At 70.8% G+C, this 22,523-nt stretch carries 21 protein-coding genes; 16 read left to right on the forward strand and 5 right to left on the reverse strand.

From position 1 onward, the window contains the following. Positions 1-73: 73 nt before the first annotated feature. The 4 genes from ACIRA5_RS27910 to ACIRA5_RS27925 are packed head-to-tail and all read right to left on the reverse strand — an operon-like array spanning position 74 to position 3,604. Complete coding sequence (locus ACIRA5_RS27910; RefSeq protein WP_403694864.1) at positions 74-697, reverse strand: response regulator; 624 nt, start codon at positions 695-697, stop codon at positions 74-76. Then, positions 694-1,899, reverse strand: coding sequence for a sensor histidine kinase (locus ACIRA5_RS27915; protein ID WP_403694867.1), 1,206 nt, complete (start codon positions 1,897-1,899; stop codon positions 694-696). The genes ACIRA5_RS27910 and ACIRA5_RS27915 overlap by 4 nt, the downstream gene beginning before the upstream one ends. Further along, positions 1,896-2,741: an ABC transporter permease gene (locus ACIRA5_RS27920; RefSeq protein ID WP_403694869.1), complete on the reverse strand. Its 846-nt coding sequence runs from the start codon at positions 2,739-2,741 to the stop codon at positions 1,896-1,898. Before ACIRA5_RS27920 ends, ACIRA5_RS27915 begins: the two co-directional genes overlap by 4 nt. Further along, on the reverse strand, positions 2,738-3,604 hold the full coding sequence (locus ACIRA5_RS27925) for an ABC transporter ATP-binding protein (protein WP_403694871.1): 867 nt from the start codon (positions 3,602-3,604) through the stop codon (positions 2,738-2,740). The genes ACIRA5_RS27920 and ACIRA5_RS27925 overlap by 4 nt, the downstream gene beginning before the upstream one ends. 139 nt (positions 3,605-3,743) lie before the next feature. Between ACIRA5_RS27925 and ACIRA5_RS27930 the strand changes: the two genes are divergently transcribed. The 3 genes from ACIRA5_RS27930 to rpsD all read left to right on the forward strand — a co-directional run bounded on the left by ACIRA5_RS27930 (position 3,744) and on the right by rpsD (position 6,709). Continuing rightward, positions 3,744-4,379 (forward strand): vitamin K epoxide reductase family protein, encoded by a 636-nt coding sequence (locus ACIRA5_RS27930; protein ID WP_403694873.1) that lies wholly within the window; start codon positions 3,744-3,746, stop codon positions 4,377-4,379. Between the two features lie 44 nt (positions 4,380-4,423). Then, the gene (locus ACIRA5_RS27935) at positions 4,424-5,779 is read left to right on the forward strand and encodes a replication-associated recombination protein A (RefSeq protein WP_403694876.1); all 1,356 of its coding nucleotides are present in this window, start codon (positions 4,424-4,426) and stop codon (positions 5,777-5,779) included. A 315-nt stretch (positions 5,780-6,094) separates the two neighbouring features. Further along, complete coding sequence (gene rpsD / locus ACIRA5_RS27940; protein WP_054233962.1) at positions 6,095-6,709, forward strand: 30S ribosomal protein S4; 615 nt, start codon at positions 6,095-6,097, stop codon at positions 6,707-6,709. Positions 6,710-6,742: 33 nt separating this feature from the next. Here rpsD and ACIRA5_RS27945 read toward each other — a convergent pair whose 3' ends face one another. Then, positions 6,743-8,902 carry an ATP-binding protein gene (locus ACIRA5_RS27945; RefSeq protein ID WP_403694878.1) on the reverse strand — a complete coding sequence of 720 codons (2,160 nt, stop codon included), beginning with the start codon at positions 8,900-8,902 and terminating at the stop codon, positions 6,743-6,745. 203 nt (positions 8,903-9,105) lie between these two features. On the opposite strand from ACIRA5_RS27945, the gene ACIRA5_RS27950 reads away from it, so the two are divergent. From ACIRA5_RS27950 to nusB, 13 genes are all read left to right on the forward strand, one after another. After that, positions 9,106-9,549: a DUF948 domain-containing protein gene (locus ACIRA5_RS27950; protein WP_403694880.1), complete on the forward strand. Its 444-nt coding sequence runs from the start codon at positions 9,106-9,108 to the stop codon at positions 9,547-9,549. Positions 9,550-9,556: 7 nt separating this feature from the next. After that, a complete protein-coding gene (locus ACIRA5_RS27955) occupies positions 9,557-9,901 on the forward strand; it encodes a DUF6167 family protein (protein WP_403694883.1) in 345 nt (114 codons plus the stop codon). After that, complete coding sequence (gene alaS / locus ACIRA5_RS27960; RefSeq protein WP_403694886.1) at positions 9,901-12,573, forward strand: alanine--tRNA ligase; 2,673 nt, start codon at positions 9,901-9,903, stop codon at positions 12,571-12,573. Before ACIRA5_RS27955 ends, alaS begins: the two co-directional genes overlap by 1 nt. 38 nt (positions 12,574-12,611) lie before the next feature. Next, complete coding sequence (ruvX, locus tag ACIRA5_RS27965; RefSeq protein WP_403695163.1) at positions 12,612-13,076, forward strand: Holliday junction resolvase RuvX; 465 nt, start codon at positions 12,612-12,614, stop codon at positions 13,074-13,076. A 122-nt stretch (positions 13,077-13,198) separates the two neighbouring features. Beyond that, positions 13,199-14,995 (forward strand): endolytic transglycosylase MltG, encoded by a 1,797-nt coding sequence (gene mltG / locus ACIRA5_RS27970; RefSeq protein ID WP_403694889.1) that lies wholly within the window; start codon positions 13,199-13,201, stop codon positions 14,993-14,995. After that, positions 14,976-15,815 carry a shikimate dehydrogenase gene (locus ACIRA5_RS27975; protein WP_403694892.1) on the forward strand — a complete coding sequence of 280 codons (840 nt, stop codon included), beginning with the start codon at positions 14,976-14,978 and terminating at the stop codon, positions 15,813-15,815. The genes mltG and ACIRA5_RS27975 overlap by 20 nt, the downstream gene beginning before the upstream one ends. Before the next feature lie 177 nt (positions 15,816-15,992). Continuing rightward, positions 15,993-17,177 carry a chorismate synthase gene (gene aroC, locus ACIRA5_RS27980; protein WP_403694894.1) on the forward strand — a complete coding sequence of 395 codons (1,185 nt, stop codon included), beginning with the start codon at positions 15,993-15,995 and terminating at the stop codon, positions 17,175-17,177. Then, positions 17,174-17,692, forward strand: a complete 519-nt coding sequence (locus tag ACIRA5_RS27985) for a shikimate kinase (protein ID WP_403694897.1) — start codon at positions 17,174-17,176, stop codon at positions 17,690-17,692. Before aroC ends, ACIRA5_RS27985 begins: the two co-directional genes overlap by 4 nt. Next, positions 17,689-18,780: a 3-dehydroquinate synthase gene (aroB, locus tag ACIRA5_RS27990; RefSeq protein WP_403694899.1), complete on the forward strand. Its 1,092-nt coding sequence runs from the start codon at positions 17,689-17,691 to the stop codon at positions 18,778-18,780. Before ACIRA5_RS27985 ends, aroB begins: the two co-directional genes overlap by 4 nt. Positions 18,781-19,000: 220 nt before the next feature. Next, positions 19,001-19,870, forward strand: coding sequence for a Pro-rich N-terminal domain-containing protein (locus ACIRA5_RS27995; protein ID WP_352047894.1), 870 nt, complete (start codon positions 19,001-19,003; stop codon positions 19,868-19,870). 253 nt (positions 19,871-20,123) lie between these two features. After that, positions 20,124-21,230, forward strand: coding sequence for an aminopeptidase P family protein (locus ACIRA5_RS28000; RefSeq protein ID WP_403694902.1), 1,107 nt, complete (start codon positions 20,124-20,126; stop codon positions 21,228-21,230). A 58-nt stretch (positions 21,231-21,288) separates the two neighbouring features. Continuing rightward, positions 21,289-21,855 carry an elongation factor P gene (gene efp, locus ACIRA5_RS28005; protein WP_010988257.1) on the forward strand — a complete coding sequence of 189 codons (567 nt, stop codon included), beginning with the start codon at positions 21,289-21,291 and terminating at the stop codon, positions 21,853-21,855. Positions 21,856-21,857: 2 nt separating this feature from the next. Then, on the forward strand, positions 21,858-22,292 hold the full coding sequence (gene nusB, locus ACIRA5_RS28010; protein WP_067366002.1) for a transcription antitermination factor NusB: 435 nt from the start codon (positions 21,858-21,860) through the stop codon (positions 22,290-22,292). Positions 22,293-22,523: the final 231 nt, after the last annotated feature.

The raw sequence follows: 22,523 nt of genomic DNA on the forward strand, positions 1-22,523 counted from the left end.
GGGCCGGGCGCGCCCACACGGTGGAGCCGCATATGTCTACAGTCCCCCGCCCCCGAAACCCTGGGGGCGGGGGTCAGTCCAGGAGACCGAAGCGCATCGCGCTCGTCACCGCCGCGGTTCGGTCGTCCACCCCCAGTTTGGTGAAGGCCCGCAGCAGGTGGGTCTTCACGGTGGACTCACCGATGAACAGGCGGCGCCCGATCTCGGCGTTGGTGCAGCCCTCCGCCACCAGCCGCAGCACCGCCGTCTCACGGTCGGACAACCTCGGCCTCTCCGGCTTCGTACGGAGCTGGTCGACGAGCCGGGCGGCGACGGACGGGGCCAGCACGGTCTCGCCGCGCGCGGCGGAGCGGACGGCGTCGGCGAGTTCGGCGCGAGGGAGGTCCTTGAGGAGATAGCCCGCGGCTCCGGCCTCGACCGCCCGCAGAATGTCCCGGTCCGTCTCGTACGTCGTCAGCACGATGACCCGGCAGCCCAACCCCGCCTCCGTCATCCGCACGATCGAGTCGACACCCCCGCCCCCCGGCATCCGCAGGTCCATCAGGACGATGTCCGGCCGGAGTTCGGCCGCCAGCGCCTCCGCCTGCGGCCCGTTCGACGCATCGGCGATCACATCGAGGTCGGGCTCGGCACTGAGCATCGCGCGCAGCCCTTCCCGTACGACGGGGTGGTCGTCGGCCAGGACGATGCGGATCACGGGTCACTCCTTGGAACGGGCAGACAGACGGTGATGGTCGTGCCCTCGCCGGGCGCGCTGCGCACCCGGGCTCTGCCGCCCACTTCCGCGGCCCGGGCGCGCAACCCGGTCAGACCGTAACCGCCGACCGGCGCGGTGGGGTCGAAGCCGGGGCCGTCGTCTTGTACGGAGAGCGTCAGCGAATCGTGGGCGTACGTCAGGGCGACCGCGATCGCCGACGAACTCCCCGCGTGCTTACGGGCGTTGGCGAGGGCCTCCTGGCAGGAACGCAGGACCACGACCTCGGGCCCGGCGGGCAGCGCGCGCACGGGGCCGGTGACGTCGACCGTCGCCTCGTGGCGCGCGGCCAGCCGGCGCAGCGCGTCGGGCAGCGAGGCCCCGTCGAGGTCGGCGGGCGCGCCCCCGGCGACCAGGGCCCGCGCCTCGGCGAGGTTCTGCCGGGCCGTCTCCGCCATCAGGGACAGATGACGGCGGGCCTGCGGGACGTCGTGGTCGAGTTCGGCCTCGACCGCCTGCACCAGCATCAGCAGGCTGGTGAAGCCCTGTGCGAGCGTGTCGTGGATCTCCCGGGAGAGCCGTTCCCGCTCGGCCAGCGCGCCGTGCGCCGACGAGAGCCGGGAGAGCTCGTGACGGCTGGCGTCCAGTTCGGCGATCAGCTCGGCCCGTTCCTGACTCTGCTCGATGATGCGGATGGTCCAGCTGCCGACGGCCGCCGAGAAGACGAGGGTGACCACGGCGAAGAGCGAGTTGAAGAAGACGTCCTGGTCGCTCGGCCACCACAGCAGCGCCCAACCCGCCACCGGCGCGATGTTGATGACCGTCACGGCCGCCAGTGCCCAGCGCAGCCGCAGCGCCATGAAGCACTGGGGGACGAGCGCGAAGGTCATCAGGCGGGTCTCACCGACGAGGATTCCCGACGGCAGGAACAGCACGATCGCCCCCGCGAGATAGCCGAGGGCCCGGCGTTCGTCGGGCGGGTCGCCGCCGAGAACGGGCCGCCCCACCATCACGTACCAGGGAATCAGTGCCACCAGCAGCGCCGCCGAGACGAGGCGCAGGGGCCACCCCGGATGCCCCGTGCCGAGCACGAACACCAGGGTGGCCACGCACACGACCGCGAAGTACGAGTCCCAGAGCCGGAAGGAGCGGTCCCAGGTGTACGAGCTCTTCGCGCCGCCGGGTCCGGCGATCCGTTCGGTCATCCGTCGCGGCGGTTCTTCCAGCGGAAGGTCAGCAGACACAGCAGCAATCCTCCGACGCACCAGGCCCCCAGCACCAGGGCGATCCGCCCGAACTCCCAGCCGCCCGCCTGCTCCAGGACCTTCGCCGACTCGGGCAGGAACACCCCGCGCAGCCCCTGGCACATCCACTTCAGCGGGAACAGGGCGCCGATGTTCAGCATCCAGTCGGGAATCGTGTCGATGGCGATGTAGACCCCGGAGATGAACTGCAGCACGAGGAAGGGGAGTACGACGACGGACGTGGCACTCTTGCCGGTCTTCGGCACCGAGCTGATCGCGATGCCGAGCAGGGCGCAGGCCGTCAGGCCCAGGACAAAGATCCAGGCGAAATCGGCCCACTTGGCGGGATCCGAGGGCAGCTTCACGTCGTACAGCGACGTGCCGACGACGAGCAGGATCGCCGTCTCCAGGAGGCCGGTGACCAGGACCAGCCAGATCTTGCCCAGGAAGTACGCGGCCGGCGGCATCGGAGTGCCGCGCAGCCGTCGCAGCACCTTCTCGTCCCGCTCGATGGCGATGGAGATGCCGAGGGACTGGAAGCTGGTGGACATGATGCCCGCGGCCATCATCGCGGGGACGTACAGCTGGGAGGCGGTGATGCCCGCGCCCCGCACGTCGTCGCTGAAGATCGACGCGAAGAGGAACAGGAAGACGACGGGGAAGGCGAAGGTGAACACCACCTGGTCGCGCTGACGGAAGAACTGCTTGATCTCCAGTGCGCCCCGCCGCAGGCCGAGGCCCCAGGCTCCGGGCAGCCGCACGGAGGAGGCCTCACCGCGTACGCGTACGGTCGTCAGGGTCATCGCGCGTTCTCCTGTCCGGTCAGGCGGAGGTAGACGTCCTCCAGGGTCGGGCGGGTCACGCTCAGCCCGGGTATCTCGCCGTCGAAGCGGCGGGTGAGCTCCGCGACCGTGCGCGTGGGGGTGTCCGTGCGCTCGCTGCGCGTCGTGCCGTCGGCCTCCGTCCACTCGACGGTCGCCTCGGTGCCGAAGCGTTCGCGGAGCGCGGCGGGTTCGCCTTCCGCGACGACGCGGCCCCGCGCGACGACCGCGAGCCGGTGCGCCAGCGCTTCCGCCTCCTCCAGGTAGTGCGTGGTGAGCAGGATGGTCGTGCCCTCGTCGGCCAGTTTCCGGATCAGGTCCCAGAACTGGCGGCGGGCGGCCGGGTCGAAGCCGGTCGTCGGTTCGTCCAGGAGCAGCAGCTCGGGGCCGCCGATCACCCCGAGCGCCACGTCCAGACGCCTGCGCTGGCCGCCCGAGAGCGTCTTGATGCGGCTGCCCGCCTTCGCCTCCAGACCGACGAGTCCGATGACCTCCTGCGGGTCGCGGGGCCGCGGGTAGTAGCGGGCGAAGTGCCGTACGGTCTCGTCGACCGTCAACTCCGCGGGTGCCGATTCGTCCTGCCAGACGATGCCGACCCGAGAGCGCCACGCGCGTGTGCCCGTCGCCGGGTCCGCGCCGAGCACGGACACCTCGCCCGCGTCCCGCCCGCGGTTGCCCTGGAGGATCTCCACCGTGGTGCTCTTGCCCGCGCCATTGGGTCCGAGCAGGCCGAACACCTCGCCGCGGCGGATGCCGAGATCGATGCCGTCGACGGCGGTCACGTCCCCGTACTGCTTGCGCAGCCCCCGTACGTCCACCGCGAGTTCGTTCGCGTGTGTTGTCATGCCGACGAGCGTGCCGCCGAAGCGAACGCTCCGGGACGACCGTGCGTACCTCCTTATGTCCATCGAACGGTGGACACACATCTGGGTGCGGCACAATGTCGGTTGCCCGCAGGCCCTTCGAGACTACGGAAACGGCGTGATGAGCAAGACGACAGTCAAGGACGTCTCCATCGACCAGGAACGCTCCGACGGTCCCCGGACGGTCGGCGGCAGCCGTGCCTTCGCCGTGCTGCTGGTGATCACCGGTGCGGCCGGTCTGCTCGCCGCGTGGGTCATCACGATCGACAAGTTCAAGCTGCTGGAGAACCCGAACTTCGTGCCGGGATGCAGCCTGAACCCGGTCGTCTCCTGCGGCAACATCATGAAGAGCAAGCAGGCCGCGGCCTTCGGGTTCCCCAACCCGATGCTGGGTCTCGTCGCGTACGGCATCGTGATCTGCGTCGGGATGAGCCTGCTCGCGCGGGCCACCTACCCGCGCTGGTACTGGCTGACCTTCAACGCCGGCACCCTCTTCGGCGTCGGATTCTGCACCTGGCTGCAGTTCCAGTCGCTGTACCGGATCAACTCGCTGTGCCTGTGGTGCTCGCTGGCCTGGGTCGCCACGATCATCATGTTCTGGTACGTGACCTCGTCGAACATCCGCAACGACTTCCTGCCCGCCCCGCGCTGGCTGAAGAGTTTCTTCGGCGAGTTCACCTGGGTCCTGCCCGTCGTGCACATCGGGATCATCGGGATGCTGATCCTGACCCGCTGGTGGGACTTCTGGACCAGCTGACAGCCCCGCGGGGATTGTCAGTGGCGTGACATAGGGTTTCGGACGTGGAGCCCGACCTGTTCACCGCCGCAGCAGAAGAACGCCAGGAGAAGGACCCGTCCAGCAGCCCCCTGGCCGTCCGGATGCGCCCGCGTACCCTCGACGAGGTCGTGGGCCAGCAGCATCTGCTGAAGCCGGGCTCACCTCTGCGCAGACTCGTCGGCGAGGGGAACGGCGGACCGGCCGGACCCTCCTCGGTGATCCTCTGGGGCCCGCCCGGCACCGGCAAGACGACCCTCGCGTACGTCGTCTCCAAGGCCACCAACAAGCGCTTCGTGGAGCTCTCCGCGATCACCGCGGGCGTCAAGGAAGTCCGCGCGGTCATCGACGGCGCCCGCCGCGCCACCGGCGGCTTCGGCAAGGAGACCGTCCTCTTCCTGGACGAGATCCACCGCTTCAGCAAGGCCCAGCAGGACTCCCTGCTCCCGGCCGTCGAGAACCGCTGGGTGACCCTGATCGCCGCCACGACCGAGAACCCGTACTTCTCGGTGATCTCCCCGCTCCTGTCCCGCTCCCTCCTCCTCACCCTCGAACCGCTCACCGACGACGACCTGCGCGGCCTGCTGCGCCGGGCCCTCACCGACGAGCGCGGCCTCAAGGAGGCCGTCACCCTCCCCGAGGACACCGAGCGGCACCTGCTGCGCATCGCCGGGGGAGACGCCCGGCGCGCCCTGACCGCCCTGGAGGCCGCCGCCGGCGCGGCGCTCGACAAGGGCGAGCCGCAGATCACCCTCCAGACCCTGGAGGAGACCGTCGACCGCGCCGCCGTGACGTACGACCGCGACGGCGACCAGCACTACGACGTGGCGAGCGCCCTCATCAAGTCCATCCGCGGCTCCGACGTGGACGCCGCACTGCACTACCTGGCCCGGATGATCGAGGCGGGCGAGGACCCCCGCTTCATCGCCCGCCGTCTGATGATCTCCGCCAGCGAGGACATCGGCCTCGCCGACCCGAACGCGCTGCCGACAGCCGTGGCCGCCGCCCAGGCCGTCGCCATGATCGGCTTCCCCGAGGCCGCGCTGACCCTCAGCCACGCCACCATCGCCCTCGCCCTGGCCCCGAAGTCCAACGCCGCGACCATGGCCATCGGCGCCGCGATGGAGGACGTACGCAAGGGGCACGCGGGCCCGGTGCCGATGCACCTGCGCGACGGGCACTACAAGGGCGCGGCCAAGCTCGGGCACGCCCAGGGGTATGTGTATCCGCACGACCTGCCCGAGGGCATCGCCGCCCAGCAGTACGCCCCGGAAGAGCTCAAGGACCGGGAGTACTACACACCGACCCGGCACGGCGCCGAGGCGCGCTACGCGGACGCGGTGGAGTGGACCAGGAAGCACCTCGGTAGAGGGCGGTCCTGACCACCCTGTAACATGACGCGAAGCGCTGCGTCCCGTGTCCGGCTCCGGTCGGCACCACCAGAACGGGACATCCAGCCGGAGCCCCTGCCGTCACGGAGGGATTCCAGGAGCGTCGCGCACCGTCGAAGGTGTCGCGGGCAGCCCACCACCACCCGGTCTCCGGGAACGGTCGGTGGGCCACTCGCGTGCTGCACGTATGTGCCCAGACCCAGGAGCGGCTGCCCAGCAGGTCCCCCGAGGACCCGCGGGGTTTCCCGGGCTGCGGATTGCGACCTCCCTTAACTCTGGTGAGCCGAAATCACGGAAAGAGAAAAAGTGGCGAATCAGTCCCGCCCCAAGGTCAAGAAGTCGCGTGCCCTCGGCATCGCGCTGACCCCGAAGGCCGTCAAGTACTTCGAGGCCCGCCCCTACCCGCCGGGCGAGCACGGCCGCGGCCGCAAGCAGAACTCGGACTACAAGGTCCGTCTGCTCGAGAAGCAGCGTCTGCGCGCGCAGTACGACGTGTCCGAGCGTCAGCTCGTCCGCGCCTACGAGCGTGCCTCCAAGGTCCAGGGCAAGACCGGTGAGGCCCTGATCATCGAGCTCGAGCGCCGTCTCGACGCGCTGGTCCTGCGTTCGGGCATCGCCCGCACGATCTACCAGGCCCGCCAGATGGTCGTTCACGGCCACATCGAGGTCAACGGCCAGAAGGTCGACAAGCCGTCCTTCCGCGTCCGTCCCGACGACGTCGTGATGGTCCGCGAGCGCAGCCGCAGCAAGACGCTGTTCGAGGTCTCCCGCGCCGGTGGCTTCGCCCCCGACGGCGAGACCCCGCGCTACCTCCAGGTGAACCTCCCGGCCCTGGCGTTCCGCCTGGACCGCGAGCCGAACCGCAAGGAGATCCCGGTGATCTGCGACGAGCAGCTCGTCGTCGAGTACTACGCCCGCTGATCGTCTTACAGCGGACGTAGCACCACCTGCGCGTCAGCCCGTCGTCTCCCCGCCCTTCGAGGTGGGCGAGACGGCGGGCTTCCGCATGTCCGGGGGCAGCCCGCGCGGCGAGGGCACCGCACCCAGCGGCCGGGGACCGGGCCGCCGCAGTGCCCGCGCGACCGCCGCCTCGCGCCCGAGCCGGGACCCGGCCCGTACGCACTCCTCGTACCGCTCGTCGCCCAGCCGCCGCCGGGCCCCGGCCTCGCACCGCTCGTGCGGCAGGTTGTAGTACGCCGAGCCGAACAGCGGCAGGCCCACCGAGGGCCACAGCCGGGCCGCCGCCCCCTGCAGCAGGGCGGCCTCGGCCGGATCGCCCTCCGCCTCGGTGACCAGCGCCAGCAGCTCGATCGCGAGGACCGTGCCGAGCAGGTCGTGGAAGGCGTGCCCGATGGCCAGGCTCTGTTCCAGGAGCTTGCGGGCGCGCCCCGCATCGCCCGTGGTCTGGGCCTCGTACGCCAGCACATACAGCGCGTAGGCCAGCGCCCAGCGCTCCCCGTGGTCCTCGCAGACCCGGCGGACGTCCCCGCACAGCCGCACCGCGCCCGGCAGATCGCCCCGGAACGCCAGCGCCATCGCCAGCTCCACCTGGGCCATCAGCACGTTGCTGTTGAGCTCGCCGATCGCCTGGTAGCGGTCGAGCGCCGAGCGCAGCAGGGTTTCCGCGCGTGCCATGTCGTCGCCGACCAGTGCCAGACAGCCGGTGCGGTGCTCGGCGTAGGCGATCGCGGTGGGGTTGTCGGTGCGTTCTGCCTCCTCGCGGCACTCCTGGAGCGCGGTGAGCGCGGGCACCATGTCGCCCTGGAGGATCGCCACGTAGCCGAGCACCCACAAGGCTTTCAGCCGCGACTGGTCGCGGTCGCTGTCGAGCTCCACCCCGCGCTCCAGCCAGTGCCGCCCCTCCGCCAGCCGGCCGCAGCCGACCCAGTAGAACCACAGGCTGCCCGCCAGGTACTGGCCCAGATGCGTCTCGCCCGGTTCGGTCAGGCTGTACTCCAGGGCGCAGCGCAGATTCGGCAGCTCCGTCTCGATGCGCGCGGCCACCTCACCCTGCCGTGGCGAGAACCAGTCCAGCTCGCACCAGGTGGCCAGGCCCATGTACCAGTCGCGGTGGCGGCGGCGCAGTCGGCTCGCGTCGCCCGCCGCCACCAGCCAGTCCGCGCCGTACGCCCGCACCGTGTCCAGCATCCGGTAGCGCAGGCCGGCCGCCGTCTCCTCGCGCGCCAGCACCGACTGCGCGAGCAGCTCGCCCAGCACGTCGAGGACGTCGTCGGCGTGCAGTCCGTCACCGCTGCACACGTACTCGACGGCCTCCAGGTCGAACGGTCCGGCGAACACCGAGAGCCGCGACCACAGCAGCCGCTCCTCGGGCGTGCACAGCTCATGGCTCCAGCCGATCGCCGTCCGCAGCGTCTGGTGGCGTGGCAGGGCGTCACGCCCACCGCCGGTGAGCAGCCGGAAGCGGTCGTCGAGCCGGGACAGCAGCTGCCCGGGGGAGAGGGCGCTCAGCCGGCCGGCGGCCAGTTCGACGGCGAGCGGGATCCCGTCCAGGCATCGGCAAAGCTCCAGGACGTCCGCCCGGTTGCCGTCGTCCAGCGCGAACCCGGGCACCCGGGCCGCCGCTCGGTCCGTGAACAGCTCCGCGGCCTCCCGCTCGGCCAGCGGGGCCAGCGGGAACAGCAGCTCGCCCTCGACCTCCAGCGGCCTGCGGCCCACGGCGAGCACCCGCAGGCCCGGCGCATGCCGCAGCAGTTCGCCCATCAGCGCGGCGCACGCGTCCACCAGATGCTCGAACCCGTCCACGACCAGCAGGAGTTGACGCTCGGCGAGATGGTCGAGGAGCAGTGTGTGGGGCGGCCTCGACGTCTGGTCCGCCAGAGCGAGGGCCTCCACGAGCGCGTACGCGACGAGATCCGGATCGCGCACGGAGGCCAGCTCCACCCGCCATGATCCGTCGCGCGGCCGGGTGTGTGCGGCGGCCCGTGCCGCGAGGCGTGACTTGCCCACGCCGCCCATGCCCGTCACCGTCACCAGCCGGGCCTGCCCCAGCGCCTCCGCCAGCCGTGCGAGTTCGGCCGTGCGCCCCACGAACGCGTTGAGTTCCAGGGGCAGATTGCCGGGTGCGGACCGGTCGGAGCACTCAGAAGCTCGCATGGGACACGGAGCGTACTGACCCGTAAGCGGTCCGTACAATCACTTCGCGCAAGTCCGGGCCCGGCAGCCGGTAATGCGGTACGGAGCGGCGGCCCCGGCGCGATAGGCTCGGGGGACGACTTTTTGATGTTCAGACACGATGTCCAGGCAGGTATCAGACACGGTGTCCGGGCAGGTACTGGCAGGCACGTACTAGGGAGCGGGTGCGAACAGTGTCCGGTGGAGAGGTGGCCGGGATCCTGGTGGCCGTCTTCTGGGCGATCCTGGTCTCCTTCCTCGCCGTCGCACTGGCGAGGCTGGCCCAGACGCTCAAGGCGACCACCAAGCTCGTGGCGGACGTGACCGACCAGGCCGTCCCGCTGCTGGCCGACGCCTCCGCGGCGGTGCGCTCCGCGCAGACCCAGATCGACCGGGTCGACGCCATCGCGTCGGACGTCCAGGAGGTCACCTCGAACGCGTCGGCACTCTCCACGACCGTCGCGTCCACCTTCGGCGGCCCGCTGGTGAAGGTCGCGGCGTTCGGCTACGGCGTCCGCCGGGCCCTCGGCGGCCGCAAGGACCATGTGCCCCCCAAGGCTTCCCGTCGTACCGTGATCGTGGGCCGCACCGTCCCGTCCGCGCGACGGGGAAAGCGGAAGAAGGACTGACGCAGCGATGTTCCGCCGTACGTTCTGGTTCACCGCCGGCGCAGCCGCGGGTGTGTGGGCCACCACCAAGGTCAACCGCAAGATCAAGCAGCTGACCCCCGAGAGCCTCGCGGCCCAGGCCGCGAACAAGGCGATCGAGGCCGGGCACCGGCTCAAGGACTTCGCGCTCGACGTCCGCGACGGCATGGCCGAGCGGGAGGCCGAACTCGACGAGGCACTCGGGCTCGACCGCCACCCCGAGCTGCCCGCGCCCCGGCGTATTGCCGCGATCGAGAACAGTCCGAAACACAGCAAGAACCCGACGTACGTCGAGAGGTCGACGTACTCGTACAACCGGAATGAGGACCACTGATGGAGTCGGCCGAGATTCGCCGCCGCTGGTTGAGCTTCTACGAGGAGCGCGGTCACACTGTCGTTCCCTCGGCGTCGCTCATCGCGGACGACCCGACTCTGCTCCTGGTCCCCGCGGGCATGGTGCCCTTCAAGCCGTACTTCCTCGGTGAGGTCAAGCCGCCGTGGTCGCGCGCCACCAGCGTGCAGAAGTGCGTGCGCACGCCCGACATCGAAGAGGTCGGCAAGACCACCCGGCACGGCACGTTCTTCCAGATGTGCGGCAACTTCTCCTTCGGTGACTACTTCAAGGAAGGCGCGATCACCTACGCCTGGGAGCTGCTCACCTCGCCCCAGGACAAGGGTGGTTACGGGCTCGACCCGGAGCGCCTGTGGATCACGGTCTACCTCGACGACGACGAGGCCGAGTCCATCTGGCGCGACAAGATCGGTGTCCCGGCCGAGCGTATCCAGCGCCTGGGCAAGAAGGACAACTACTGGTCCATGGGCGTCCCGGGTCCCTGCGGCCCCTGTTCCGAGATCAACTACGACCGCGGCCCCGAGTTCGGCGTCGAGGGCGGCCCGGCCGTCAACGACGAGCGGTACGTGGAGATCTGGAACCTGGTCTTCATGCAGTACGAGCGCGGTGAGGGCATCTCGAAGGAGGACTTCGAGATCCTCGGCGAACTGCCCAGCAAGAACATCGACACCGGCCTCGGCATGGAACGCCTCGCCATGATTCTGCAGGGCGTGCAGAACATGTACGAGATCGACACCTCCATGGCCGTCATCAAGAAGGCCACCGAGCTCACGGGCGTCGAGTACGGCGCCGCCCACGAGTCCGACGTCTCGCTGCGCGTGGTCACCGACCACATGCGCACCTCCGTGATGCTCATCGGCGACGGCGTGAGCCCCGGCAACGAGGGCCGCGGCTACGTGCTGCGCCGCATCATGCGCCGCGCCATCCGCAACATGCGGCTGCTCGGCGCCACCGGTCCGGTCGTCAAGGACCTCATCGACGTCGTGATCGAGATGATGGGCCAGCAGTACCCGGAGCTCGTCACCGACCGGCAGCGCATCGAGACCGTGGCCCTCGCCGAGGAGGCCGCCTTCCTCAAGACGCTGAAGGCCGGCACGAACATCCTCGACACGGCCATCTCCGACACCAAGGAGTCCGGCGGCACGGTGCTCGCCGGCGACAAGGCCTTCCTGCTCCACGACACCTGGGGCTTCCCGATCGACCTCACCCTCGAAATGGCCGCCGAGCAGGGCCTTTCGGTGGACGAGGACGGCTTCCGGCGTCTGATGAAGGAGCAGCGGGACAAGGCCAAGGCGGACGCCCAGGCCAAGAAGACGGGCCACGCCGACCTCGGCGCCTACCGTCAGATCGCCGACGCCGCCGGTGAGACCGAGTTCATCGGCTACGACCGGACCGACGGCGAGTCGCGCATCGTCGGCATCCTGGTCGACGGTGTCTCCTCGCCCGCCGCCACCGAGGGCGACGAGGTCGAGATCGTCCTCGACCGCACCCCGTTCTACGCCGAGGGCGGCGGCCAGATCGGTGACACCGGCCGCATCAAGGTCGACACCGGTGCCGTCATCGAGATCCGCGACTGCCAGAAGCCCGTCCCGGGTGTGTACGTCCACAAGGGCGTCGTCCAGGTCGGCGAGGTCACCGTCGGTGCCCAGGCCCAGGCCACCATCGACTCCCGTCGCCGGACGGCCATCGCCCGCGCCCACTCGGCCACGCACCTCACCCACCAGGCCCTGCGCGACGCCCTCGGCCCGACGGCCGCCCAGGCCGGTTCCGAGAACCAGCCCGGCCGCTTCCGCTTCGACTTCGGTTCCCCCTCGGCCGTTCCGACGGCCGTCATGACCGACGTCGAGCAGAAGATCAACGAGGTGCTCACCCGCGACCTGGACGTGCACGCCGAGATCCTGAGCCTCGACGAGGCCAAGAAGCAGGGCGCCATCGCCGAGTTCGGCGAGAAGTACGGCGAGCGCGTCCGCGTCGTGACCATCGGCGACTTCTCCAAGGAGCTGTGCGGCGGCACGCATGTGCACAACACCTCCCAGCTCGGCCTGGTCAAGCTGCTCGGCGAGTCCTCGATCGGCTCCGGCGTACGGCGTATCGAGGCCCTGGTGGGCGTCGACGCCTACAACTTCCTGGCCCGCGAGCACACGGTCGTCGCCCAGCTCCAGGAGCTGATCAAGGGCCGTCCCGAAGAGCTCCCGGAGAAGGTCTCCGCCATGCTCGGCAAGCTGAAGGACGCCGAGAAGGAGATCGAGAAGTTCCGCGCGGAGAAGGTCCTGCAGGCCGCCGCCGGTCTCGTGGAGTCCGCCAAGGACGTCCGCGGTGTGGCTCTCGTCACCGGCCAGGTCCCGGACGGCACGAGCGCCGACGACCTGCGCAAGCTGGTCCTCGACGTACGCGGCCGCATCCAGGGCGGACGGGCCGCCGTCGTGGCCCTGTTCACCACCGCGGGCGGTAAGCCGCTCACGGTCATCGCCACCAACGAGGCCGCCCGCGAGCGTGGTCTCAAGGCCGGTGACCTGGTCCGTACGGCCGCCAAGACCCTCGGCGGCGGCGGTGGCGGCAAGCCGGACGTCGCCCAGGGCGGAGGCCAGAACCCGGCCGCCATCGGCGAGGCCGTCGACGCGGTCGAGCGGCTCGTCGCCGAGACGGCCAAGTGAGCACGGACGATCAGCAGCGGAGCGGGGACGGCCGGGGCATGCGCCGCGGCCGTCGGCTCGCGATCGACGTCGGGGACGCCCGGATCGGGGTCGCCTCGTGCGACCCCGACGGGATCCTCGCGACTCCGGTCGAGACCGTGCCGGGGCGCGATGTCCCGGCCGCTCAGCGCCGGTTGAAGCAACTCGTCGAGGAGTACGAGCCGATCGAGGTCGTCGTCGGGCTCCCGCGCTCCCTCAAGGGGGGCGAGGGTCCCGCCGCCGTGAAGGTGCGCGGCTTCGCCCAGGAGCTGGCCCGGGCGATCGCGCCCGTCGGCGTTAGGCTCCTCGACGAGAGGATGACCACAGTGACGGCCAGTCAGGGGCTACGCGCGTCGGGCGTGAAGTCCAAAAAGGGCAGGTCCGTCATTGATCAGGCGGCCGCCGTCGTCATCCTGCAGCAGGCTCTGGAGTCCGAACGGGCGTCAGGCAACCCACCGGGTGAGGGCGTCGAAGTGGTCATCTGATCGCGATACGGTAACGTTCCGCGCGATGTGGTGGTGTTCGAACAGCTACCGCACAGCGAAGAGGCGGACGGGAGCCGAGCCACCAGCGACAGCAGCCACCGCCTCGCGGCTCTAGGGGATCGATGACTGAGTATGGCCGGGGCGCAGGCTCCGAACCGTGGAATCCGGAGGACCCGTTGTACGGGGACGGCGGATGGGGAGGACAGGCCGCCGACGGCCAGTCCCCCTACGGCGGCCAGCCGCAGCACTACCCGCAGCAGCCGCACCAGCAGCACCAGCAGTCCCAGTACGGCGAGTGGAGCCCCGACCAGCAGGGCGGCCACGGCCAGGAGCAGCAGTACGGCGCCCAGAACCAGCAGCAGTACGAGGGCCAGGGCGGGCAGCAGTATCACGACCAGGGCCGGCAGCACTTCCACGGTCAGGGGCAGCAGCAGTACCCGCAGCAGTACCCCGGCCAAGGGCAGCAGCAGTACGTCGATCAGGGCCAGCAGCAGTACAACGGACAGAACCAGCAGCAGTACCACGACGGCGGCTGGGACAACGGGACGCAGCACCAGGTCAGCTACGCCGCCGACCCGAACGACCCGTACGGGAACCAGGCCGCCGGTTACACCGGTGAGCAGCCGGACTTCTACAACACCCCCGACGCGTATCCGCCGCCGGAGCCGCCCGCCCGTCGCCGCGCCGAGCCCGAACCGGAGACCGACTGGGATCCGGGACCCGACCAGGGCGAACACGCCTTCTTCGCGGGCGGCGACGACGATGACGACCTGGACGACGACGATCCGAAGGCAGGCCGAGGCGACCGGAAGGGCCGCGGCGGCAAGGGTGACAAGGGCAAGAAGCGCCGCAGCGGCTGCGCCTGCCTGATGGTCGTGCTGGTCTTCGGCGGCGGTATCGGCGGAATCGGGTACTACGGGTACCACACCTATCAAAATCGCTTCGGCCCGGCTCCGGACTATGCGGGTGGCGGCACGGGCGAGGTGACGGTCGAGATCCCCAAGGGCGCGTTGGGCTCTGCGATCGGGCGGGTGCTGAAGGAAGCCGGAGTCGTCAAGAGTGTCGACGCCTTCGTGTCTGCCCAGCAGCAGACCCCCGATGGGGACAAGATCCAGGCGGGCGCGTATGTGCTGAAGAAGGGCATGTCGGCCGCCAGCGCGGTCAAGCTGATGCTCGATCCCAAGAGCCAGAACAACGTGATCGTCGCCCCTGGACAGCGCAACGTCGTCGTCTATCAGGCGATCGACAAAAGGCTCGATCTCGCGGACGGCACCACCGGGAAGATCGCCAAGAAGGAGTACAAGACCTTCGGACTTCCCAGCTGGGCGAACGACAGCAAGGACATAAAGGATCCGCTGGAAGGATTCCTCTACCCGGCGACCTATCCCGCCGCCAAGGGCATGAAGCCCGAGGCGATCCTGAAGCAGATGGTGACGCAGGCCAAGGAGAAGTACGCGGCGTACGACCTCGCGGCCAAGGCCAAGGAACTGAACCTGCAGAACCCGCTCCAGGTCGTCACGGTCGCGAGCCTCGTCCAGGCCGAGGGCAAGACGCACGACGACTTCCGCAAGATGGCCGAGGTGGTCTACAACCGTCTCAAGGTCACGAACACGGAGACCAACAGGCTGCTCCAGTTCGACTCGACCTTCAATTACCTGAAGGGCCAGAGCAACATCCACATCAGCGAGTCCGAGATCAACAGCAACAAGGACCCGTACAACACCTATACGCGCAAGGGTCTGCCGCCCGGACCGATCGGCAACCCCGGTGACGACGCGATCACGGCGACGTTGAACCCGACCAGCGACGGCTGGATCTATTTCGTGGCGACCGACGGCCAGAGCAACACCGAATTCGCCAAGAACCTTGCGGAATTCCAGAAGCTCAAGGACAAGTTCAATGCCAACTCGGGCAACTGACGCCCGGCGGGCTGCTGTACTCGGCTCCCCGATCGCCCATTCCCTCTCCCCGGTGCTGCACCGCACCGCGTACCGGGAGCTGGGACTCGGCGACTGGTCCTACGACCGTTTCGAGATCGACGAGGAGGCGCTGCCGGGCTTCTTCGGGGACCTCGGTCCGCAATGGGCGGGTCTGTCGCTGACCATGCCGCTCAAGCGGGCCGTCATCCCGCTGCTCGACGAGGTCACCGCGACGGCGGCCTCGGTCGAGGCCGTCAACACGGTCGTGTTCACCGAGGACGGCCGTCGCGTCGGCGACAACACCGACATCCCCGGGATGGTCGCCGCGCTGCGCGAGCGCGGGATCGAGCAGGTGGACTCCGCCGCGATCCTCGGCGCGGGCGCCACCGCCTCCTCCGCGCTGGCCGCGCTCGCCCGGATCTGCACCGGCGAGGTCGTCGCCTACGTCCGCAGCGCGGAGCGGGCCGCCGAGATGCGGCAGTGGGGCGAGCGGCTCGACGTGGAGGTCCGTACGGAGGACTGGGCGCACGCCGCGCAGGCCCTGCGCGCCCCGCTCGTGATCGCCACCACCCCCGCGGGTACGACGGACGCCCTGTCCGCCGCGGTCCCGGAACGGCCCGCGACGCTCTTCGACGTGCTGTACGACCCGTGGCCCACCGACCTCGCGGCCCGCTGGTCCGGCTACGGCGGCGCCGTGGTCAGCGGACTCGATCTGCTCGTGCACCAGGCGGTGCTCCAGGTCGAGCGGATGACCGGACGCGCCCCGGCGCCCCTCGACGCCATGCGGAAGGCGGGCGAGCAGGCCCTCGCGAGCCGCTGAGCACCGCCGCGGCGGGCCGGTGCCGTCCCGCCTGATGGACCTGCGGCGGGGCACCGCGCCCGGACGTGGGAGGATCGGGGGTGGCGGACCCGGGCCGCGCACCCGGTCGCGCCGTCGCCGTACACGAGGACGCGTGTACGCAGCAGCAGTACCAGGGCGCGAGCATGAGGAGCACCGTTGAGCAGGTTGCGCTGGCTGACCGCGGGGGAGTCCCACGGTCCCGCACTTGTCGCGACGCTGGAGGGCCTTCCCGCCGGCGTGCCGATCACCACGGAGATGGTGGCGGACCACCTCGCCCGGCGGCGCCTGGGCTATGGACGCGGTGCCCGGATGAAGTTCGAGCGCGACGAGGTCACCTTCCTGGGCGGTGTCCGGCACGGTCTCACCCTCGGCTCGCCGGTGGCCGTCATGGTCGGCAACACCGAGTGGCCCAAGTGGGAGCAGGTCATGGCGGCCGACCCGGTCGCCCCGGAGATCCTCGCCGAGCTGGCCCGCAACGCCCCGCTGACCCGGCCCCGGCCCGGCCACGCCGACCTCGCGGGCATGCAGAAGTACGGCTTCGACGAGGCCCGGCCGATCCTGGAGCGCGCCTCCGCCCGGGAGACCGCGGCCCGCGTCGCGCTGGGCGCCGTGGCCCGTTCGTACCTGAAGGAGACGGCCGGGATCGAGATCGTCTCGCACGTCGTCGAGCTGGCCGCGGCGAAGGCCCCGTACGGCGTCTACCCCAAGCCCTCGGACGTCGAGAGGCTCGACGCCGACCCGGTGCGCTGCCTCGACGCCGACACGTCGAAGGCGATGGTCGCGGAGATCGACCAGGCCCACAAGGACGGCGACACGCTCGGCGGCGTCGTCGAGGTGCTCGCGTACGGCGTGCCGGTGGGCCTCGGCTCGCACGTGCACTGGGACCGGCGCCTCGACGCCCGGCTTGCGGCCGCGCTCATGGGCATCCAGGCGATCAAGGGTGTCGAGGTCGGCGACGGCTTCGACCTGGCCCGTGTGCCCGGCTCCAAGGCCCACGACGAGATCGTCCACACCGAGGACGGCATCCGCCGCACCTCCGGCCGCTCCGGTGGCACCGAGGGCGGTCTGACCACCGGCGAGCTGTTGCGCGTACGCGCCGCGATGAAGCCGATCGCGACCGTGCCGCGCGCCCTGGCCACGATCGACGTGGCGACCGGCGAAGCCGCCAAGGCCCACCACCAGCGTTCCGACGTCTGCGCGGTCCCGGCCGCCGGAATCGTCGCCGAGGCGATGGTCGCCCTCGTCCTCGCGGACGCGGTGGCCGAGAAGTTCGGCGGCGACAGCGTGCCCGAGACGCGGCGCAACGTCGCGTCCTACCTCGAGAACCTGGTCGTGCGGTGACCGCTGGACCGCTGGTCGTCCTCGTCGGGCCGATGGGTGTCGGCAAGTCCACCGTCGGCGTGCTGGTCGCGGCCCGGCTCGGCCGCACCTACCGCGACACGGACGACGACATCGTGGCCGAGCAGGGCCGCACCATCGCCGACATCTTCGTCGACGAGGGCGAGCCGGCCTTCCGCGCCATCGAGAAGAGCGCCGTGCACAAGGCGCTGGCCGAGCACGACGGGGTACTGGCGCTGGGCGGCGGCTCGATCCTCGACGCCGACACCCGCGCGCTGCTCGCCGGGCACCAGGTCGTCTACCTCTCCATGGACGTCGAGGAGGCGGTCCAGCGCACCGGCCTGAACGTGGCCCGTCCGCTGCTCGCCGTCAACCCGCGCCGGCAGTGGCGCGAGCTGATGGAGGCCCGCCGCCACCTGTACACCGAAGTCGCCCGCGCGGTCGTGCCCACCGACGGCCGCACCCCCGAAGAGGTCGCCCAAGCCGTCCTCGACGCACTGGAGTTGAAGGAAGCATGAGCGAGGCAGTGACGCGTATCCAGGTCGGCGGCACCGCGGGCACCGACCCGTACGAGGTCCTGGTGGGCCGTCAACTCCTCGGTGAACTGGGCGCGTTGATCGGCGACAGAGCCCAGCGCGTCGCGATCATCCACCCCGAGGCGCTCGCCGAGACCGGGGACGCGCTCCGCGCCGACCTGGCCGGACAGGGCTTCGAGGCCGTCGCCATCCAGGTGCCCAACGCGGAGGAGGCCAAGACCGCGGAGGTCGCCGCCTACTGCTGGAAGGCGCTCGGCCAGTCCGGCTTCACCCGCACCGACGTCATCGTCGGCGTGGGCGGCGGCGCCACCACCGACCTCGCCGGGTTCGTCGCGGCGACCTGGCTGCGCGGGGTGCGGTGGATCGCCGTTCCCACCACCGTGCTCGGCATGGTGGACGCGGCGGTCGGCGGCAAGACCGGCATCAACACCGCCGAGGGCAAGAACCTCGTCGGCTCCTTCCACCCGCCCGCGGGCGTGCTCTGCGACCTGGCCGCGCTCGACTCGCTGCCGGTCAACGACTTCGTCTCCGGGCTCGCGGAGATCATCAAGGCCGGCTTCATCGCCGACCCGGTGATCCTCGAGCTCATCGAGTCCGACCCCGAGGCGGCACGGACGCCCGCGGGCCCGCACACCGCCGAGCTCATCGAGCGCTCCATCAAGGTGAAGGCCGAGGTGGTCTCGGGCGACCTCAAGGAGTCGGGGCTCCGCGAGATCCTCAACTACGGCCACACCCTCGCGCACGCCATCGAGAAGAACGAGCGCTACAAGTGGCGGCACGGCGCGGCCGTCTCCGTCGGCATGCACTTCGCCGCCGAACTGGGCCGACTGGCGGGCCGGCTGGACGACGCGACCGCCGACCGCCACCGCACGATCCTGGAGTCCGTCGGCCTCCCGCTCAGCTACCGCTACGACCAGTGGCCCAAGCTGCTGGAGAACATGAAGGTCGACAAGAAGTCCCGCGGCAACCTGCTGCGCTTCATCGTCCTCGACGGGCTGGCCAAGCCCACCGTCCTGGAGGGCCCCGACCCGGCGGTGCTCCTCGCCGCCTACGGCGAAGTGGGGGAGTAGCTCCCAACGGGCCCCTACTTGGCCCTGATTGCCCTCCGTTCATGGGCACTCCCCAGCTTCCCCGGCCGTTCACACAACGACGGCCGGGGAAGGTACCGTTCGGTAGAGGTCGCTCCCGCGCCCTTCAGGCTGTGGGGGAGAGTGGGAGGCTCCGCTCGTCGGCGTCAATCGCCCGCCGCGAGCGAACGGGCGAAAAGATCACGAGACGGAGTGGCACCGGATGCAGCACGCAGTGGGGGCTCCGCTGCCGCCGCCCCACCAGCCGGGGCAAGGACCCGCCGCCGGCTGGTCGCCGGCCGCACAGCACCCGGGACACCCGGGCGGACCCGCAGGTCCGGCGCCCACGAGCCCACCCGCCCCCGGCTTCACCGGTCCGCCGCCGGGACATCCGGCGCCGCCCGCGCACCTGCCCCATCCCGCGCCCCCGCAGCACGCCCCCGCGGCGCCGATCCCCGACACGACGGGCCATGTGCAGCTGCCCCCGGGCGGCCCGGTCGCCATGCCCAGCGCCCCGGGCGCCCCCGACCCCGCGGCGACCACCCTCGCCGTGCTGCTCATCGGGCCCGCGGGTGCGGGCAAGACGAGCGTCGCCAAGTACTGGGCGGACCACCGCCGGGTGCCGACCGCCCACATCAGCCTCGACGACGTGCGGGAATGGGTGCGCTCGGGCTTCGCCGATCCGCAGTCGGGGTGGAACGACCATTCGGAGGCGCAGTACCGCCTGGCCCGCCGCACCTGCGGCTTCGCCGCGCGGAACTTCCTGGCGAACGGCATCTCCTGCATCCTCGACGACGCGGTCTTCCCGGACCGCCCGGTCGTCGGCCTCGGCGGCTGGAAGCGACACGTCGGGCCGGGGTTGCTGCCCGTGGTGTTGTTGCCGGGCCTGGAGATAGTCCTGGAGCGCAACGCCGAGCGCTCCGGAAACCGCCGCCTGACCGACGAGGAAGTCGCCCGTATCCACGGCCGGATGGCCGGCTGGTACGGCTCCGGGCTCCCCATCATCGACAACTCCCAGCTCGACGTCCCGTCCACGGCCCGCGTGCTGGACGAGGTCCTGGCCCGCTCCATCGCGAGCCCACCGCAGTGGTAGCCCCGCGGCGCAGCGTCGTCGTCGACCCCGTCGGGGGTGCCGCGTCCATGGTGTCGCCCCCCGCCGTCGTCCGGACGGTCATGGCGCGGCGCCCCGCGAGTCAGGTCGCGCCACCTGCCGGGCCCCGCTGATCGCAGTCGTGGAACCACCCCCCGGCCCCGCCCGTGGTGCCTCCGTCTCACCGTCGACCGCCTGCCGCCCATCCGGCCCCGCTGGAACGGCGACATCGCGTCGACGCTCGTAGGCTCGATTTATGTCAGAGGTGTACGCGGCGCGACGCGAGCGGCTTCGGGAGCGCTGCGCGGCGGGCGGCAGCGCGACGGCGCTCGTCACCCGCCCGGCCAACGTGAGGTACCTCGCCGGCGCGGCCCCGCGCGGTGCCGTCCTCCTGCTGGGCAGCAGTGAGGACCTGCTGCTCTGCGGCGCTCCGCCGAGCGGCGAGACCGACGAGGGGCGTCCCGACGAGGCGCTGCGCGTGCAGGTGCTGCCGCGCGCCGGGGGCGACGCGGCCGTGGCCGCCGCCGACGCCGCCATCGCCCAGGGCGCCGACTCCCTGGCGGTCGAGGAGCACCACCTCACCGTGACCCGGCACCGGGCCATCGGCTCGGTGGCACCCGGGCTGCGCCTCGCCGACCTGGGCGGTGCGGTGGAGCAGCTGCGGGTGATCAAGGACGAGGAGGAGATCTCCTGTCTGCGGATCGGCGCCGAGATCGCCGACCAGGCGCTCGGGGAGCTCCTCGAATCGATCCTCGTCGGCCGCACCGAGCGGCATCTCGCGCTGGAGCTGGAGCGCCGGCTCGTCGACCACGGTGCCGACGGCCCCGCCTTCGCGACCTCCGTGGGCACCGGCCCGAACTCCGGGCGGCGCGGGCACCGGCCCACCGACCGGCGCGTCGAGGAGGGAGATTTCCTTTCCGTCTGCCTCGGCGCGACCTACCGCGGCTACCGCTGCGAAATCGGCCGTACCTTTGTGATCGGCACCTCGCCCGCGGACTGGCAGATCGAGTTGTACGACCTCGTCTTCGCCGCCCAGCGGGCCGGACGCGAGGCTCTGGTACCCGGCGCCGCCTACCGTGACGTGGACCGGGCCGCACGTCAGGTGCTCGACTCCGCGGGCCATACGGAAGGCCTTCCCACGCTGACCGGGCACGGTGTGGGGCTCGAAATCGACGAGGACCCGCAGCTGGCCCCCGCGGCCATGGGTAAACTGGACACTTGCGTGCCGGTCACCGTCGAACCGGGGGTCCACCTCCCGGGCCGGGGCGGTGTCAGGATCGATGACACGCTCGTCGTGCGCCCCGAGGCGGACGGCGGACCCGAGCTACTCACCATCACGACCAAGGAACTGCTCGCGCTGTAGCCAATCGCTACGCGCGTGTCCCGGGGTCGTCCACGTCAGTCCAGGAGATTCCGCAACCGTGGCTTCCACGAACGACCTCAAGAACGGCCTGGTGCTCAAGCTCGACGGAGGCCAGCTCTGGTCCGTCGTCGAGTTCCAGCACGTCAAGCCCGGCAAGGGCCCGGCCTTCGTGCGCACCAAGCTGAAGAACGTGCTCTCCGGCAAGGTCGTCGACAAGACGTTCAACGCCGGCGTCAAGGTCGAGACGGCCACGATCGACAAGCGCGACATGCAGTTCTCGTACATGGACGGCGAGTACTTCGTCTTCATGGACATGGACACGTACGACCAGCTGATGGTCGACCGCAAGTCCGTCGGCGACGCCGCCAACTTCCTGATCGAGGGCTTCACCGCCACCGTGGCGCAGCACGAGGGCGAGGTGCTCTTCGTCGAGCTGCCGGCCGCCGTCGAGCTCGTCATCCAGGAGACCGAGCCGGGTGTCCAGGGCGACCGCTCCACCGGTGGCACCAAGCCCGCCACCCTGGAGACCGGTCACCAGATCCAGGTCCCGCTCTTCATCACCACCGGTGAGAAGATCAAGGTCGACACCCGCACGAGCGACTACCTCGGCCGGGTGAACAGCTAACCGTGGCTGCCCGCAACACGGCCCGCAAGCGCGCCTTCCAGATCCTCTTCGAGGGCGACCAGCGCGGCGTGGACGTCCTGACGGTCCTCGCGGACTGGATCCGGCACTCCCGGACCGACACCCGGCAGCCGCCGGTCAGCGAGTACACGATGGAGCTGGTCGAGGGCTACGCCACGAAGGCGAAGCGGATCGACGAGCTCATCGCGACGTATGCCGTCGACTGGACGCTGGACAGGATGCCGGTCGTCGACCGCAACATCCTGCGCCTCGGCGCCTACGAGTTGATCTGGGTCGACGGGACCCCCGACGCCGTGGTCCTCGACGAGGCGGTGCAGCTGGCGAAGGAGTTCTCCACGGACGAGTCGCCCTCGTTCGTGAACGGCCTGCTGGGCCGCCTGAAGGACCTGAAGCCGTCGCTGCGCCGCGACGAGGCCTAGCGCGTACGGCGCCGGTGGTGCGTACGCGCCCGTAGACGACGTACGAAAACGCCGGAGGGCCCGCAGCACGTCCGCTGCGGGCCCTCCGGCGTTCCCGTACTCAGCTGGCTCCCGAGGCCCGCACAAAGCCGCCGGGGGGGGGGGGGGGGCCCGGGGGCGGGCCCCCCCCCCCCCCCGGGGGGGGGAAAACACCCCACCGGGGGCCCCCCCCGGGGGGGGGGGGGCGGGGCC

This window comes from Streptomyces sp. NPDC096311, assembly GCF_044763085.1.
GTDB lineage: Bacteria > Actinomycetota > Actinomycetes > Streptomycetales > Streptomycetaceae > Streptomyces.